At 66.5% G+C, this 15,684-nt stretch carries 14 protein-coding genes, 1 tRNA gene and 1 rRNA gene; 8 read left to right on the top strand and 8 right to left on the bottom strand.

What is annotated here, in order from left to right; translation table 11 throughout:
* Positions 1-182: 182 nt before the first annotated feature.
* Positions 183-299 (top strand): 5S ribosomal RNA (gene rrf / locus QCD75_RS00910).
* A gap of 168 nt (positions 300-467) precedes the next feature.
* Complete coding sequence (locus tag QCD75_RS00905) at positions 468-959, top strand: SRPBCC domain-containing protein (RefSeq protein WP_301224779.1); 492 nt, start codon at positions 468-470, stop codon at positions 957-959.
* A 70-nt stretch (positions 960-1,029) separates the two neighbouring features.
* Here QCD75_RS00905 and QCD75_RS00900 read toward each other — a convergent pair whose 3' ends face one another.
* Positions 1,030-2,061 (bottom strand): LacI family DNA-binding transcriptional regulator, encoded by a 1,032-nt coding sequence (locus tag QCD75_RS00900; protein WP_301224746.1) that lies wholly within the window; start codon positions 2,059-2,061, stop codon positions 1,030-1,032.
* 17 nt (positions 2,062-2,078) lie between these two features.
* Entirely contained in the window at positions 2,079-3,845 is a 1,767-nt protein-coding gene (locus tag QCD75_RS00895; protein WP_301224744.1) for a glycoside hydrolase family 13 protein, read from the bottom strand.
* A gap of 515 nt (positions 3,846-4,360) precedes the next feature.
* On the opposite strand from QCD75_RS00895, the gene QCD75_RS00890 reads away from it, so the two are divergent.
* Positions 4,361-5,728, top strand: a complete 1,368-nt coding sequence (locus tag QCD75_RS00890; protein ID WP_301224742.1) for an FAD-binding oxidoreductase — start codon at positions 4,361-4,363, stop codon at positions 5,726-5,728.
* 71 nt (positions 5,729-5,799) lie between these two features.
* On the opposite strand, the gene QCD75_RS00885 is transcribed toward QCD75_RS00890, so the two are convergent.
* The 4 genes from QCD75_RS00885 to QCD75_RS00870 all read right to left on the bottom strand — a co-directional run bounded on the left by QCD75_RS00885 (position 5,800) and on the right by QCD75_RS00870 (position 11,028).
* Positions 5,800-7,218 carry a DUF4032 domain-containing protein gene (locus QCD75_RS00885; RefSeq protein ID WP_301224777.1) on the bottom strand — a complete coding sequence of 473 codons (1,419 nt, stop codon included), beginning with the start codon at positions 7,216-7,218 and terminating at the stop codon, positions 5,800-5,802.
* Positions 7,219-7,476: 258 nt separating this feature from the next.
* Positions 7,477-8,559, bottom strand: a complete 1,083-nt coding sequence (locus QCD75_RS00880; RefSeq protein WP_301224740.1) for an ABC transporter ATP-binding protein — start codon at positions 8,557-8,559, stop codon at positions 7,477-7,479.
* Positions 8,560-8,816: 257 nt separating this feature from the next.
* Positions 8,817-9,629, bottom strand: a complete 813-nt coding sequence (otsB, locus tag QCD75_RS00875; protein WP_301224738.1) for a trehalose-phosphatase — start codon at positions 9,627-9,629, stop codon at positions 8,817-8,819.
* Complete coding sequence (locus QCD75_RS00870; protein ID WP_301224775.1) at positions 9,619-11,028, bottom strand: alpha,alpha-trehalose-phosphate synthase (UDP-forming); 1,410 nt, start codon at positions 11,026-11,028, stop codon at positions 9,619-9,621. Before QCD75_RS00870 ends, otsB begins: the two co-directional genes overlap by 11 nt.
* A gap of 274 nt (positions 11,029-11,302) precedes the next feature.
* Between QCD75_RS00870 and QCD75_RS00865 the strand changes: the two genes are divergently transcribed.
* The 5 genes from QCD75_RS00865 (at position 11,303) to QCD75_RS00845 (ending at position 14,404) form a co-directional block, all read left to right on the top strand.
* Positions 11,303-12,193 (top strand): DsbA family protein, encoded by an 891-nt coding sequence (locus QCD75_RS00865; protein ID WP_301224736.1) that lies wholly within the window; start codon positions 11,303-11,305, stop codon positions 12,191-12,193.
* 153 nt (positions 12,194-12,346) lie between these two features.
* Positions 12,347-12,423 (top strand) — tRNA-Thr (locus tag QCD75_RS00860).
* Positions 12,424-12,602: 179 nt separating this feature from the next.
* Positions 12,603-13,091: a GyrI-like domain-containing protein gene (locus QCD75_RS00855; protein WP_301224734.1), complete on the top strand. Its 489-nt coding sequence runs from the start codon at positions 12,603-12,605 to the stop codon at positions 13,089-13,091.
* A 206-nt stretch (positions 13,092-13,297) separates the two neighbouring features.
* Entirely contained in the window at positions 13,298-13,600 is a 303-nt protein-coding gene (locus QCD75_RS00850) for a DUF4193 domain-containing protein (protein ID WP_056741192.1), read from the top strand.
* A gap of 258 nt (positions 13,601-13,858) precedes the next feature.
* Positions 13,859-14,404: an AMIN-like domain-containing (lipo)protein gene (locus QCD75_RS00845; RefSeq protein WP_301224729.1), complete on the top strand. Its 546-nt coding sequence runs from the start codon at positions 13,859-13,861 to the stop codon at positions 14,402-14,404.
* Position 14,405: 1 nt separating this feature from the next.
* On the opposite strand, the gene QCD75_RS00840 is transcribed toward QCD75_RS00845, so the two are convergent.
* Together QCD75_RS00840 and flgL are read right to left on the bottom strand one after the other, a co-directional pair.
* The gene (locus QCD75_RS00840) at positions 14,406-14,798 is read right to left on the bottom strand and encodes a flagellar assembly protein FliW (RefSeq protein ID WP_301224727.1); all 393 of its coding nucleotides are present in this window, start codon (positions 14,796-14,798) and stop codon (positions 14,406-14,408) included.
* Entirely contained in the window at positions 14,795-15,682 is an 888-nt protein-coding gene (gene flgL / locus QCD75_RS00835) for a flagellar hook-associated protein FlgL (RefSeq protein WP_301224726.1), read from the bottom strand. The genes QCD75_RS00840 and flgL overlap by 4 nt, the downstream gene beginning before the upstream one ends.
* Between the last annotated feature and the right edge of the window lie 2 nt (positions 15,683-15,684).

Raw genomic sequence — 15,684 nt, 5'->3', positions numbered from 1 at the left:
GGGTGGTAAAAAGAAACAAGACTGCTTGCGTCCACTATGTGGTTCCCAAACAACAAACCCGCCACCACACAGCGAGTTCGTTCCAGGGAACAAAACCACAACACAATAACAACACCACAGTTGTAACACCAGATTTCCCACCACCACACCCCACGGGGCGTGGACGGAACGGGAGCAAGGGTTACGGCGGTCATAGCGTGGGGGAAACGCCCGGTCCCATTCCGAACCCGGAAGCTAAGACCCACAGCGCCGATGGTACTGCACCCGGGAGGGTGTGGGAGAGTAGGTCACCGCCGGAACATCATTAAACGGTCGAGAGCCCCAACCACCATGGTCGGGGCTCTCCCGCATTTAACGGCCCGTCCCTTCTACAGGACCGCAGCCACAGGACCCCGGAGATCCCGGGCATCCCGGCTAGGCGCCGCCGGAAGCGAGGGGGCGTCGGGCCGCAGGTAGAGTTGATGACCATGGACAACCTCTTCAGCCACGCAGCCTCCGACGCTCCCGAGACGCCGGAGCCGGCGGACGGACTGGACCCCGTCGTCTACACCGTCGTCGTTCCGGGTGCCGTCGCCCGCGCCTTTGTCGGTTTCACCGAACACACCCACCTGTGGTGGCCGCTCGAGGAGCACAGCGTCTTCGGGGCCGGCTCCTACGTTGAATTCGAGGAGCATCTGATCCTGGAGAGCGCGGACGACGGCCGCACGGCCATCTGGGGGTCCATTGACGACTGGCAGCCCCCATTGTCCTTCCACGCCAGCTGGCACCCCGGCTCGTCGGCCGTGTGGTCGACGGAGCTTCGCGTCGCGTTCCGGGCCGTCGAGGGCGGCACGGAACTGCGCCTCGTCCACAGCGGATGGGAAGGCGCCGAGGATCCTGCACCGACACGGGCGGAATACGCCGCCGGCTGGCCGGAGGTGTTGGACCGCTTCGTGCGCTTCATGGGGACCGCAGGCTGACCCTGCACGCCTGCACGCCTGCACGACGCCGCGGCCCGCAGGCGGGCGCCGGCGGCGGGAACGTCTGCGTTCAGCGGAGCGGCACTGAGTCCACTGGAGGGACGGCGGTGCTGGAACGGATTACGAAGCGGGTCGGGAACTCGGCGTCGGCCGCCCCGGGGTCCCCGACTCCGTCGAGTCCAGCCAACAGGCGGCGGACCGCCAGCGCACCCTGGCCGCGGGCGTCCTGGTCAATCGTCGTGAGCCCGAAGACCTCGCCGAGTTCGTGGCCGTCAATGCCGATCACGGACAGGTCGTAAGGCACCCGGAGTCCGAAGTCGCGGGCGGCCAGAATCGTGCCGATCGCCATCTCGTCGGATGCCGCGAAGACAGCCGTCGGGCGTTCCACGGGGCCGCCCAGCAGCTGCCGGGCGCTGGCGTAGGCGCCTTGAATGGTGAAATCGGCGGAGACCTGCCATTCCGGACGGACCGCCAGTCCGGCGTCCTTCATGGCTTTCTTGAATCCGCCCTGGCGGGTTCCGGGCAGCCGGAAGTCCTTCTCGTAGGCGGCGTCACCGGTCATATGGGCGATTTTGCTGTGGCCGAGCTGGATCAGGTGGCGGGCCGCGGCCTGCGCGATCCCCGAATCGTCGATGCGGATGGTCGAAGCCCCGGGCAGCGGTCCGCCGATCCCGACGATCGGCCGGTGGATCGCGAGCAGCTGCTGGATTTCGGCCTCGCTGAGCTCCAGCGAGACCGCAATCACCGCATCCACCCGTTTGCGCAGCAGGAAGTCGTTCAGGACGCTGTGCCGGCGTTCCTGTCCCTCGCTGACGTTGTAGAGCGTGAGGTCGTACCCCGCGTCCAGCAGGGTGGCCGAGACCCCCTCCACCACCGAGGAGAAGAACCAGCGGTGAACGGACGGAACCACGAGGCCGACGTTGTGGTTCCGGCCGGAGGCCAGGCTGGAGGCGTGGTAGGACAGGACGAACCCGAGTTCGGCCGCGGCCGCCTGCGCACGTTCCCGGCTGCGGGTTGAGACATTGCCCTTGCCGCTCAAGGCCCGCGAAACGGTGGCTACGGAGAGGCCAGCACGCTCAGCGACGTCCTTGATGCCGGGCATTCTTAGCTCTCCGCGTCCTAGATGTAGATTTCCAGCCAAACAGTTTCCCCTGAGCCTAACCGATGCCCGGCGCCGCCCGGTCCAGATGACTCAAGGCCTTCCCCGGCGGGGTCCTGGGAGCTGCGCAGCAGCACCCGGCCGGCCGGCAGGTCGATGGCGTTCTGCCCCGCATTGAGCAGGATCAGGGTGGTCCCGTTCAGGTACGCTAGGCAGCTGTCCGTGCACCAGTCCTCAGCCCAGGCGAGCGACCCCTGGCCGAGCCCGATTTGGCGGCGGGCGGCGAGCATGCGCCGGTAGAGGTTGAGGTGCGACGACGGCGAGGCCGCCTGGGCGTCACGGGCCAGTTCCACGAAGCTTGCCGGCTGCGGAAGCCAGGGGGCGGCGCCGTCGCCGAATCCGGCATGAAGTTCCGCGGTGCGCCACGGCAGCGGCACGCGGCAACCGTCCCGGCCCAGCCGTTCGCCGCCGGTGCGGGCGAAGGTGGGGTCCTGGCGCTGCTGGTCCGGGATGTCGATCCCGTCGGGAAGGCCCAGCTCTTCTCCCTGGTAGAGGTAGGCGCCGCCGGGCAGGCCAAGCATGAACATGGAAGCGGCCGCGGCCCGGGAGCGGCCGAGGGCCTCGTTCGGCTGGGGATCGAAGCTGCCGATTCCGTCGCCGTCGCGCGGCGCGTGGCCGTCGTATCCGAACCGGGTCGCGTGCCGGACCACATCGTGGTTGGAGAGCACCCAGGTGGTGGGGGCGCCGACGGAGTCCAGCGCAGCCAGGGATTCGGTGATGACGCCGCGCATGCGGTGGACGTCCAAGCCGGCGTGCAGGTACGGGAAGTTGAAGGCCTGATGCATTTCGTCCGGACGGACCCAGTCGGCCAGACGGGGGAGCGGATCCACGTTCGCTTCCGCGCAGAGGATGCGGTCCGGGCCGAACTCGGCCAGGATCCGCCGCCACTTGCGGTAGATGTCATGCAGGGCCGGCTGGCCGAACATCGGGGCGTCATGGCCGGGGTAGCCGTCGCAGCTGCTGCCGTCGGCACGGCCGCCCCACTCCGGCAGGCCCGGGGCTTTGACCAGGGCATGGGCGACGTCCACCCGGAAGCCGGAGACGCCGCGCTCCAGCCAGAAGCGCAGAACCCGCTCGAATTCCTCGTGCACGGCGTCGTTGTCCCAGTTGAAGTCCGGCTGGGAGGTGTCGAAGAGGTGCAGGTACCACTGGCCAGGTGTGCCGTCCGGTTCCGTGATCCGGGTCCAGGCCGGCCCGCCGAAGTGGGACTGCCAGTTGTTCGGCGGCTCCTCACCGAACTGCCCGCGGCCGTCGCGGAAGATAAACATGTCCCGTTCCGGGCTGCCGGCGGGCGCGGCCAGGGCTGCCCGGAAGGCGATGTGCTGGTCCGAGCAGTGGTTGGGGACGAGGTCCACGATCATCCGCAGGCCCAGCCGCGTGGCCTCGGCCATCATGGCGTCGAAGTCCGCCAGCGTGCCAAAGAGGGGATCGACATCGCAGTAGTCGCTAACGTCGTAGCCGGCGTCGCGCTGCGGTGAGCGGTAGAACGGCGAGAGCCAGACGGCGTCGATGTCCAGTTCGGCCAGCTTCGGCAGTTCCGCGGTGATCCCGGCGAGGTCGCCCACACCGTCGCCGTTCAGGTCCCGGAACGAGCGCGGGTACACCTGGTAGATCACGGCCGAGCGCCACCAGCCGGGGAGGTGGTCTGCGGCGTGGACCGGCGTCAAGGGGCTGGTCAGGGGCCCGGCCAGTTCGGCGGGGGCGATGAGTGCTGAGTCAACGGACATGCCGGTAATCGTAAGGCTGAACCCTCACAATTGAAAACGCTTCCAGACATAAATTCGGCGCGTCATTTTTGCCAGCGTCTGGATAATCACTGACGCCGCGCCCTGTCAGGGCACTGAAGTGCGGCTTCATCCTGAGGCGGCGGGTTGGCTGGACTGATTCGACCGCCGGTGTTACCCACCAATAATATGACTTTCCGGAGTCATAGTCACCGTATACTTTGGAAGCGCTTGCAGTTGTGATCCGCATCACCGATGATGCCACCGGCCCCCACCGGGGTTTTGCCTCCACATCAGCGCAGGTCACCTCGCCGATGGGCAGATCAGGGCGCGTGACCTCGCCGATGGGCAGATCAGGGCGGATGGCGCGGCCCCAGGCGCCCTGATCTGCACCCGCGGCGCCGCGGCTGCTGTCTGGGTGATGCCAGGCGCCATGCTGCCGGGCACCACGCCGCCTTAGGCCGCCAGGGACGGCCGCGCCTTAGACTGAAAGCCGGATTCGACGAACTGGAGACCGCATGAGCATCATTGACGAGCTCACCTCTGCCCTGGGCCCGGCGAAAGTCGCCCTGGACGCCCCCACGCTGGCTCTCTATGCCGTGGACCAGGCGCCGGTGTTGGACTTCCAGCTGCCGCAGGCCGTGGTTCGGGCCGAATCAGTCGAAGACGTCCAGGCCGCCGTCCGCGCCTGCGCCACACACGGGGTGCCTCTTGTGGCACGCGGAGCCGGGACCGGGGTCTCCGGTGGTGCGCACGCGAGCAAGGACTGCGTCGTGCTGAGCCTGGAGCGGATGAACCGCATCCTGGACCTCAACCCCGATGACGAGACAGCCGTCGTCGAAGCCGGGGTCATCAACGCGGATCTCAACTCGGCCGCCGCAGTCCACGGACTCATGTACGCCCCCGACCCGGCGAGCTTCAAGATGTCCACGATCGGCGGCAACGTGGCCACCAATGCCGGCGGTCTGCGCTGCGCCAAGTACGGGGTGACCCGCGACTCAGTGCTGGCACTCGACGTTGTGCTGGCCGACGGCTCGCTCATCCACACCGGCCACCAGACGTTCAAGGGAGTCGCCGGCTATGACCTCACCGGGCTGTTCGTCGGCTCCGAGGGGACGCTGGGGATCGTCGTCGGGGTCACCGTCAGGCTCAAATACCTCCCGCAGGACGTGCACACCGTCGCCGCCTTCTACCCGGACTTCCGCAGCGCCGCGGCGGGCGTCCTCGCCGTGGGAAAGGCGCGCGTGCAGCCGGCCATCATGGAGCTGCTCGACAGCGGCACCCTCGCCCAGCTCGACGAGATCCACGGCTCGGACCTCGCCTCCAGGGGCCGGTCCCTGCTGCTGATCCAGACCGACGGCTTCGGCGCCGCGGCGGAGGCGGCGGTGATAAGGCCCGTCCTCGTGGCCGGCGGCGCGGTGGTGACCATGGAAGCCAGCGCGGAAGCCGAACAGCTGGTGGAACTGCGGCGCAACAGCCGCGGGGTGGAGGTCGACGACGAATACCGCGTGGGCGAGGACGTGGCCGTTCCCCGCTCCCGGCTGGTCGATTATGTGGAGGCACTGGAGACCATGGCGGCAACGCACCGGGTCAAGCTCAAGGTGGTGGCGCACGCCGGGGACGGCAACCTGCACCCCACGTTCTGGGTGGACCGGGTGGACAAGACCGTGGCCGCGGACGCCATGGCGCGCCTCGGGGCCGCGCTGGACGAATCCATCACCGTGGCCCTGGCCATCGGCGGCACCATCACGGGGGAGCACGGGATCGGCCAGTACAAGCTGCGCTGGCTGGGTCTGGAACAGAAGGAACCCGTGCGCGAACTGCAGCGCCGGATCAAGGAGCTCTTCGACCCCGCCGGCATCCTGAACCCCGGGAAGGCCATTTAGCGCGGCTGTGCCACCACCCGGCGTCCGCGGCCGCCGGGAACCCGGCCGTCGGAAGCCGGGTCGCCGGAAGCCTAGTCGTCGGAATCCGGGTATTCGTCGACGGACTCCTCCGCGCCGTAGCGGGACTCCTCAGTCTCGACCTCGAGGATCTTGAGCAGCTCCGTGTCCGGGTTCAGCATGATGGCCGCCTCGTCGCGTCGGTGGCGGAGTTCGGAGTCGATGTACGACTGCACCGCCTCGGCCAGCGGGATGTGCCGGTTCTCCTTCTCGGACATGTACCAGCGGTGCTCCAGGATCTCGTGCACGGCCTCCGCCGGCTCCAGCTTCCCGGACAGGTCGCGGGGGATGGAGCGGACGATCGGTTCGAAGATCTGGCTGACCCACAGGTGGGCGCTGTATTCCTCGTCCATCCCGGGGTTGTTGTCGGCCCGGAAGGAGTCCATGTCGTTCAGGAGCCTGCGGGCCTGGTTTTCCTGGGCGTCCAGGCCGGTCAGGCGCAGCAGCCGGCGCTGGTGGTGCCCGGCGTCGACCACCTTGGGCTGGAGCTGGATGGTGGAACCGTTTTGCGTCGTCTTGATCGCGTATTCCTCGACGTCGAACCCCAGCTCGTTGAGTTTCCGGATGCGGGCGGCCACCCGCCAGCGCTCACCGATCTCGAACGATTCCTTCTCGGTCAGCTCGGTCCAGAGGCGCCGGTAGCTGTCCATGATGAGCTCGCTGGTGGCCACAGGGTCCACTTTTTCCTCGATGAGGCCGCCGTCGAGCAGGTCCATGAGTTCCCCGGCGATGTTGACGCGGGCGATCTCCAGATCGTATTCGCGCTGACCGGTGGAGAGGTCCGGATACAGCTCGCCGGTCTCCGCGTCCACGAGGTAGGCGGCGAACGCGCCGGCGTCGCGGCGGAACAGCGTGTTGGACAGCGAGACGTCGCCCCAGTAGAAACCGATCAGGTGCAGGCGGACCAGCAGCAGGGCCTGGGCGTCGATCAGCCGGGTGAGGGTGTCCTTGCGCAGCATCTGGGAGAAGAGTGCGCGGTACGGCATGGAGAACTTCAGGTGCCGGGTGACCAGCACGGGGTTCAGCGGCCGGCCGTCCGGCGTCGTGCGCCCGGTGATGACGGCGACCGGTTCCACGCAGGGGACGTCCAGCCGGGCGAGTTTGCGGAGCATGTGGTACTCGTGGCGGGCCACGTGTTCCGAGGTCTCCTTGATGGCGATGACGGAGCCGCCAAGGTGGGCGAAGCGCACAATGTGGCGGGAGATGCCGCGGGGGAGCGCGGCGAGGTTTTCCGCCGGCCAGTCCTCAAGGGCGATATGCCACGGCAGGTCCAGGAGTTCCGGGTCGGTGGCGGCGGCGGTGATGCTCAGCGAGCTCGAGGCCACAGAGCCCTTGCTGTCGTTGGCGCTGGCGGCTTCGAACCGGGGCAGTTTGCCGATTTGACCGTAGTCGGTCGGTTCGTCGTGCCACCGGGCACTGTTGTCCTCGATCATGGGGTTTTCCTCGGTCATGAACCAATTCTTCCGTACTAAGGGCGGCGGCCCTAACGAATGGATGCCGCCAGGGAAGTTAAAGCCCGACGGCGGCCCTCCACTGGGGAGGACCGCCGTCAGTCGTGCAGTGCCGGTGGGTGGGCCCACGCCGGCAGGGTTTCCTTGCCGACGCGGAGCGAGGCTAGGGAGCCGGTGGGTGGGCCCACGCCGGCAGGGTTCCCTTGCCGACGCGGAGCGAGGCTAGGGAGCCGGTGGGGACTAGTCGCCCAGGCGCAGGCCCGTCTTGGTGTCGAACAGGTGCACGTGGCCCGACTGCGGGCGAACGTAGATGGACTCACCCTTCATCGGGGGACGGCGGCCGTCGACGCGTGCCACGATGTCGTGGCTCTTGCCGTCCAGCGTGGTGTGGCCGTAAACGTAGGCGTCGGCGCCGAGTTCCTCGACGACGTCGACCTCAACCTGGAGACCTTCACCGGCAGCGACCTGCTCGAGGTCCTCCGGCCGGGAGCCGAGGGTTACGGTCTTGCCGCTGGCCTCTTCGAGGATGCCGTGCGGCACCGGGTAGATGGTCCCGCCGAACTGCACGCCGCCGTCGACGACGGGAAGCTCCAGCAGGTTCATCGCGGGGGAGCCGATGAAGCCGGCCACGAACACGTTCTTCGGCTTGTCGTAGAGGTTGCGCGGGGTGTCGACCTGCATCAGCAGGCCGTCCTTCAGCACGGCGACGCGGTCGCCCATGGTCATGGCCTCGACCTGGTCGTGCGTCACGTACACCGTGGTGACGCCCAGGCGGCGGGTCAGGGATGCGATCTGCGTGCGGGTCTGCACGCGGAGCTTGGCGTCAAGGTTGGACAGCGGCTCATCCATGAGGAAGACCTGCGGGTTGCGCACGATCGCACGGCCCATGGCCACACGCTGGCGCTGACCGCCGGAGAGTGCCTTCGGCTTGCGGTCCAGGTACGGCTCGAGGTCCAGGAGCTTGGCAGCTTCACGGACGCGCTCGGCGCGCTCTTCCTTGCTGACGCCGGCGATCTTCAGGGCGAAGCCCATGTTGTCCGCGACCGTCATGTGCGGGTAGAGCGCGTAGTTCTGGAAAACCATGGCGATGTCGCGGTCCTTGGGGGGAACGTCGGTGACATCACGGTCGCCAATCAGGATTCGGCCGGAGTTTACGTCCTCAAGACCTGCAAGCATTCGCAGGGAGGTCGACTTTCCGCAGCCGGAGGGTCCAACGAGGACCAGAAATTCGCCATCGGCGATTTCAATGTTGAGCTTGTCAACAGCGGGCTTATCCGTGCCCGGGTACAGACGCGTTGCGTTATCAAAAGTAACTGTAGCCACAGTTATCAATCCCTTCACCGGCAGGTACGTGCCGGACGATCCGTAGTGAATGGTCTTATTTTTCAGTTGTTAATTCAGTTGTCCGCACCTGATCGTGCGCATACTCCCCGGCCGAAGCCGAGGAGTATCCAATGACGCCGCACGGTTCTTGTGCGCCACATCACAACCAGAGTATGTCAGATTTTTGGTTAACGGGCCAAAATGTTACGGATGTCACACGTGATTCGGCTTACTCGCGGCCCGGGATGAGCTAGGGGTCACAGGCCAAGTGCGCGCTTCCGTTCCCGCAGCAGGGCCTCCAGTAGCTCGCCAACGTGCTCCGGGGCTTCGATCCGGAACTCGGCCTGGGTGAAGTCGAGGCCGACCTTCACCCCGAGATCCCCGGGGAGCAGGCTGGCCAGGGCGTCCTCGTCGGTGGTGTCATCGCCGGCGAAGACGGTCGCCGTGGCTCCGGCGGCCTGGCGCAGGAAGGCGATGCCTTCCCCCTTCGAAGCGTGGACCACGGACGTCTCCAGCACCCGGTTGCCGTTCTTCAGGAAGACGCCCGGCCGGTCCTGCAGGACGGCGCGGGCAGCTGCCACCGCGTCCGCCGCGACATCGTCCGCGGCAAGACGGGTGTGCAGCACAACGCCGGCGGGCTTGTCCTCGAGCAGGGTGCCCGGTGCCTCGTCCACGATGCCCTCCAGTTCGCGCCGGACGTCGGCGAGGAGTTCCCGGCGGGCGTCATCGAGTTCCAGCTTCGCGGACCCGGGTCCCATCCAGACTTCGGCGCCGTGGCTTCCGATCAGCAGGGTCTTCTCCGGGGGGAAAGCGACTGCCCGCAGGCTGTCCAGTGCCCGCCCGGAGATGAGGGCCGTCGTCGTCCGCGGAAGCTCGGTGAGGGCGGCGAAGGCCGCTGCCGAGCGGGGCAGTGCCCGGGCATCCCCGGCGTGGTCCACCAGCGGTGCCATGGTGCCGTCGAAGTCCATCGCGACCAGCAGGTGTTCGGTGGCGGCGATGCGGCGCAGGGCCCCGAGGAGCTCCGGCGAGAGCGAAAGCGGTGTCTGCTTGGGTGCGTGCTCAGGAGTCATCACGGACGACCTTTTCTTCCAGGGCGCTCAGGAAATCGGAGGACCAGAGATCGACGTCGTGGTCGAGGATCTGCTTGCGCATCGCACGCATGCGTCGGGCAGACTCCGCCGGCTGCATGTTGACTGCCCTCATGATGGTGTCCTTGAGGCCGTCGATGTCGTGCGGATTCATCAGCAGGGCCTGCTTGAGCTGGTCCGCGGCGCCGGCGAACTCGCTCAGGACGAGGGCGCCGTCGTTGTTGGTCCGGGCCGTGACGTATTCCTTGGCCACAAGGTTCATGCCGTCCCGCAAGGCGGTGACGAGCATAACGTCCGCCGCCAGGTACAGCGCCACCATCTCCTCGATCGGGTAGTTGTGGTGCAGGTAGCGGACCGCGGTGTTCTGCAGGGTGTCATACGTGCCATTGATATGGCCGACCGTGCCCTCGACTTCTTCGCGCAGCAGGCGGTACTGCTCCACCCGCTCGCGGCTGGGGCTGGCGACCTGGATCAGTGCGGCGTCCTCCACCGTCACCTTGCCCTCGGCCAGGAGTTCTTCGTAGGCCTTGAGGCGGTGCCGGATGCCCTTGGTGTAGTCGAGGCGGTCGACGCCGAGGAGGATCGTCTTGGGGTTGCCGAGATCCTCCCGGATCTGCCGGGCACGCTCGATGATTTCGGGCTTCCTGGCCAGTTCGCTGATCTGCTGGACGTCAATCGAGATGGGGAACGCGTGGGCCCGGGCAATGTGGGTGGTCTCGCCGTTGGCGCCCTTGACGTGGACCTGCTGCTGCTTGACGCTGGCGCCGAGGAAGCGGCGGGCCGAGCGCATGAAGTTGCCGGCGTCGCTGGGGCGCTGGAAGCCGACCAGGTCGGCGCCCAGCAGCCCGTCGATGATGGCGCGGCGCCACGGCAGCTGGGCGAAGATCTCCGGCGGCGGGAACGGGATGTGGTTGAAGAACCCGATCTTCAGGTCCGGGCGCGCCTCGCGCAGCATCTTCGGGACGAGCTGGAGCTGGTAGTCCTGGACCCAGACCGTGGCGCCGGGATTGGCATGGTGGATGACCGCGTCAGCGAACCGGCGGTTGACCTTGCGGTAGGAGTCCCACCAGGTCCGGTGGAACTCCGGCGGGGCAATCACATCGTGATAGAGCGGCCAGAGCGTGGAGTTGGAGAATCCCTCGTAGAAGAATTCGATGTCGTGCGTGCTCAGCTGGACCGGCACGAGGTCGATGCCGCCATGGCTAAAAGGCTGGACATGCTCATCCGGCGCGCCGTGCCAGCCGACCCACGCGCCGTCGGTCTTCGTCATCATGGGTGCCAGTGCGGTGACCAAGCCGCCGGGGGAGCGGCGCCAGCCGCCCTCGCAACCGGGCTCGTCCGGGGAGCAGCGGTCGACCGGAAGGCGGTTGGAAACCACCATGAAGTCATACTGCGAGTCCGGATCCGTGTCGCTGGTGCCGCGTGCGGCAGCGCTCTCGGCTTTTGGATCCGATTCGGCGTGTTTGGTTGCCTGCATTGGTGCCCCCTGGGGTTCGCTCGTGGCTCGTATCCACCCTAGCGGGGCGGAATCTCCTGTGCTATTCGTCCGGTGGGCGGCGTGCAGGAAGGTTGAAAGCGCAACTTCCCAGTTTTCTCGCCTAAAATGATGAATTGCCACCCCGTGGACACCACAGGCCGATCGACCCGAGGAACTAATGAGCCCCGCAAACGAACCCCGTCAGTCCAAATCAGAGCGAACTGCCGCGGCCCGCGAGAAAGCCCGTGAAATCCGCGAGGCGCAGCTGAAGAAGGACAAACGCAACAAGCTGCTCATCGGCTGGGGCATCGTCGCCGCCGTCGTTGCCATCATCGTTGTGGTGGCGCTGGTCGTGACCTCGAACATCCAGAACAACGCCCCGGTCGCGGACGAGGGACCCACCCCGGCCAACGGCAACGTCTACGGCGGCGTCACCCTGCTAGCCAACACGGACGTCGCGAAGACCGACCCCGCCACCGTCAAGATCGCCGACCTTCCGTCCGCTCCGGCTACCCCGCCGGCGCAGGTGACCGCTCCCGGCGCCGACGCTGAGGCCGGCAAGCCGGTCAAGGTTGTCCTCTACATCGACTTCATCTGCCCGGTGTGCAAGAACTTCGAGACCCAGTACAACGAGACCCTGACGAACCTCCGCAACGAAGGCAAGATCTCGGTGGAATACCGCCCGCTGGGCTTCCTGGACTCCCGGTCCACCACCAACTACTCCTCCCGCGCGGCCAATGCGGCGGCCTGCGTCGTGAACGAGTCACCGGAGAAATACGCGGACTTCGTCAACCTGCTTTTTGCGAAGCAGCCCGCCGAAGGCAGCGCCGGCATCTCCGATGCAGACCTGAAGAAGATGGCCACCGACGTCGGGGCCAAGAGCATCGACGCGTGCGTGGACGGAAAGACCTACCGCCCGTGGGTCAAATACACCACGCAGCAGGCAGCGGCCATCGGGGTTACCGGGACGCCGACCGTCCTCGTCGAGGGCAAGCAGTGGGGCAAGGGCGACAGCGCCCAGACCCCGTTCAACGAGTTCCTCCAGGCCGCCATCGACGCGAAGAAGTAAGCGGTACAGCCCCACAGCAAAACCGCAGGCCCGGTTCCGGATTCTTCCGGAGCCGGGCCTGTTTTTATCACCGGGCATCCGTGGGCTAACCTTATCTAGCGCCATGGCGCCAGGCCCCTCATCGTGGTCCGGCGCCGGCCCGCGCACAGGAATGCCTCCTTAGCTCAGTTGGCCAGAGCACCGCTCTTGTAAAGCGGGGGTCGTCGGTTCGAATCCGACAGGGGGCCCCACGAAGAACCGAACCGCGCCGCTGCCGGGAAGTATCCCGGCGGCGGCGCGGTTTTGTTTTGGCTGATCGACCAGCCGGCGTCCAGGCCGGCGTCGGCGGGCCGGACACCATGGGGCCCGGACGCTGCGCCTGGGACGTTAGGCCCTAGACCGCGAAATCCGCACAGCGGATTCTTGCCCTATGACCGAAACGACTCCGGAAAAGACGCCGGACATCAAGACCAGCCAACTCCAGGAACAACCGACCGCGGTACTCCGCGAAACCGTTCCGATGAAGGAACTGCGGGAGTTCTTCGGCCGCGCCTATCGTTCGGTGATGAGCGCGGCGGAACAACAGCACGTCCAGGTGGCCGGGCCGCCGTTCGCGATGTATCGGGGAATGCCCACCGACGTCGTCGACGTCGAGGCTGGCTTTCCGGTGGCGGCACCGTTCCCCGGCGGTGTCGAAGGTGGGGTGGCCGCAGGATCGCTTCCGGCCGGCCGGGCCTTCGAAGCCATGCATGTCGGCCCCTACGAGACTCTTCCCGAGACCTACGGGGCCATCATGGGGAAGATGCAGGCCGAAGGCCTGACGCCGGGGAACTCGATGTGGGAGTACTACCTCAGCGACCCTGCCGCGGAGCCTGACCCGGCGAAGTGGAAGACGCTCGTCGTTTGGCCGGTCGCCTGAGCGGACAGCCAACCGCATTGGCTGCCGGCTGAGCACCTTTCAAGCAGCGCTTCGACGCACTTCGATGACCTGTCCGACCCCTCGCGGGGCGGCCGACGCAATCTGTCGGATTCGCCACACTATTCTTCGAAACGTGCATAATGTCCTAAACTGCTTCACTGAGGTGCCTGAAATGGCGCTGCGCAGCAACGAAAGTGAACCCCCAAATGGCTACCGATTACGACGCACCACGCAAGACAGAAGAAGAATCTCCGGCCGAATCGCTGGAGGCACTTCAGGCGTCCCGCGGCGGCGGCGCCCAGACTGCCGTCATCGACGTCGATGAGAACGACACCGCTGAAGGCATCGACCTTCCCGGAGCTGATCTATCCGGCGAAGAACTGACCGTCATTGTTGTTCCCGAGCAGTCCGATGAATTCACCTGCTCCTCCTGCTTCCTGGTCCGCCACCGGTCCCAGGTGGCCAAGGAAAAGAACGGCCTGAAGTACTGCCGCGACTGCGAAGGCTAGGGGACTTTCCGCCGCGCAGCACCACTTCACAGCAACATCGCAAGACATCAAGGCACTACGAAGCGCCGGATCCCGCAAAAGGACCGGCGCTTCGGCGTTTCTCCCGGACTGCCAGCCCAGCGGACGACGGCGGCGCAACCGTTCCGTGACCGGCCACACCCCGGCCTAACGGTTGGACGCCGATGGCGCGGGCCCCTCGATTCGGCCCCGAAACGCTCGTACTCTGGAGTTATCTCATCTCTAGAGGGGGCGGCCCAAATGAAATCGTTCCGGGTGTGGCTGATAGCGGTCCTGCTGGCCGTCGGATCGGGGCTGGTGGCGCCGGGCCCCGCATCGGCGTCGCCGTACTGCGGGCAGGTCTGGGGGTCGCTCGTCAAAGCCGATCCGGCGATGAGCCAGGCCCAGGTGACGAACGTCCGCACGGGCCAGCACTACTGCTTCGACCGGCTGGTGATTGACCTTAACGGACCGGTTGCGGGCTACACCGTCCGGTACGTCCCGCAGGTGGTGCAGGACGGCTCCGGACTGCCGGTCCCGCTGCGGGGCCAGGCCTTCCTCCAGGTCACGGTCAACGCCCCGGCCTATGACGACAACGGCAACGCCACCTACAACCCGGCGGACAAGAATGAACTGGCCAACGTCACCGGCTACCAGACCTTCCGGCAGGTGGCGTGGGCCGGCAGTTTCGAGGGCTACTCCAGTCTGGGGCTCGGCGTCCGGGCACGGTTGCCGTTCCGGGTGTTCACCCTGGCCGGGCCCGACGCCGGTTCGCGGCTGGTGATCGACGTCGCGCATTTCTGGTGAGCTAGAGCGAATTGAGGTCTGCCCGGAGCGGGTAGTCGCGGCCGTCCAGGACCAGCTGGGTGCAGCGGCGGGTGGCCGGGTTCAGCACGATCGGGGCCATGAGGTTCACTGTGGTTGTGGCGGGGGAGTGGTTGAGCACCACCAGTATCTGCGGTTTCCCGCCGGGCTCCAGCGCCAGGGCCTCCAGCGCGGCGGCCGGAAACGGCGGGCTATAACCGGGGACGAAGACGGCCGCGTCAGCCAGGAACAGCCTCGCGGGGGTACCGGAGGTCGCTTCCAGCGCGTACAGCCCGGTTGCGCCTTCGACGCTCCGCAGGGTGAAGTCGTGGGCGTTCTCGAGCCCCGGCATCGGAACGGTGAAGGTCACTGGCGTGTTCAGCACGGCAGTACTCACCGGAGGAAGTCCATCAGCGTGGGCTGAAGAACCCGTGCCGTTGCGGCCAGAGCCACCTGGTAATTGGTCTCCTGGAGTTTCAGGTCCATGATGACGCTGCCAAGGTCCAGCTTTTCTATGCCCATCTTCTGCGCATCCAAGGTGGCCTCCAAATCAGTGTTGACGCTGCCAGCACGTTCCAGACGAACTTGCTGTGTACCTATTTCAGCACGTCCGTTGATGACGTTGTTCAACACTGTGTCAACGTCTTTCAGCTTCGCGGAAATGTCGGTTCCGGCCCGCAAGGCATTAGCCATGCCGCTGACCAGTGTGAAAACCGAAGTTGCGCCTTCGCCGAAGATCTTGGCGCCGTCAGCGTCGACCCGGACCGTCTGGTCGGCGCTGATGCGCCGCGCGACTGTGCTGCCCGGTGTGCCGTTGAAAGTTGAAGGGTCTGCCGAACCAAAGGCCGCCGCCGCATCCGAGCTGCCGGCGAAGATGTTGCGGCCCAAGTGCTTCGTGTTGGCAATGGAGAGCAGGTCCTGGTTCAGGCCGTCCAGCTGGATGGCTATGGCGTCCTTGGCCGTCTTGTTGAGCGCGCCGTTGCCTGCCTGGATGGTCAGGTCGCGGATCTTGTTAAGCACGTTGTTGGCCTCTCCCAAGGCCGAGTCGGAAGCGGTGAGCCAGCGGCCGCCGTCCTCGATGTTGCGGCCGTACTGGGCGTTGGCCGCCATCCGGGCACGTGTCTGCAGCGCTTCGCCGGTGGCAGTGGGATCGTCGGAGGGTCGCGAGATCTTCTCCAGCGTGGTGGCTTTTTCCTGCAGCTGCGCCAGCTTGGACTGCTGGGTCTGCAGGGTCCGCTGGGCGGCCACGCTCATGGTGAGGTTTGTTACGCGGTTCAGCATGG

Origin of the sequence: Arthrobacter sp. PsM3 (assembly GCF_030433895.1) — a bacterium.
GTDB lineage: Bacteria > Actinomycetota > Actinomycetes > Actinomycetales > Micrococcaceae > Arthrobacter.
The sequence above is the reverse complement of the archived record's forward strand: the minus strand, read 5'-3'. Positions and strand labels throughout refer to the sequence as shown.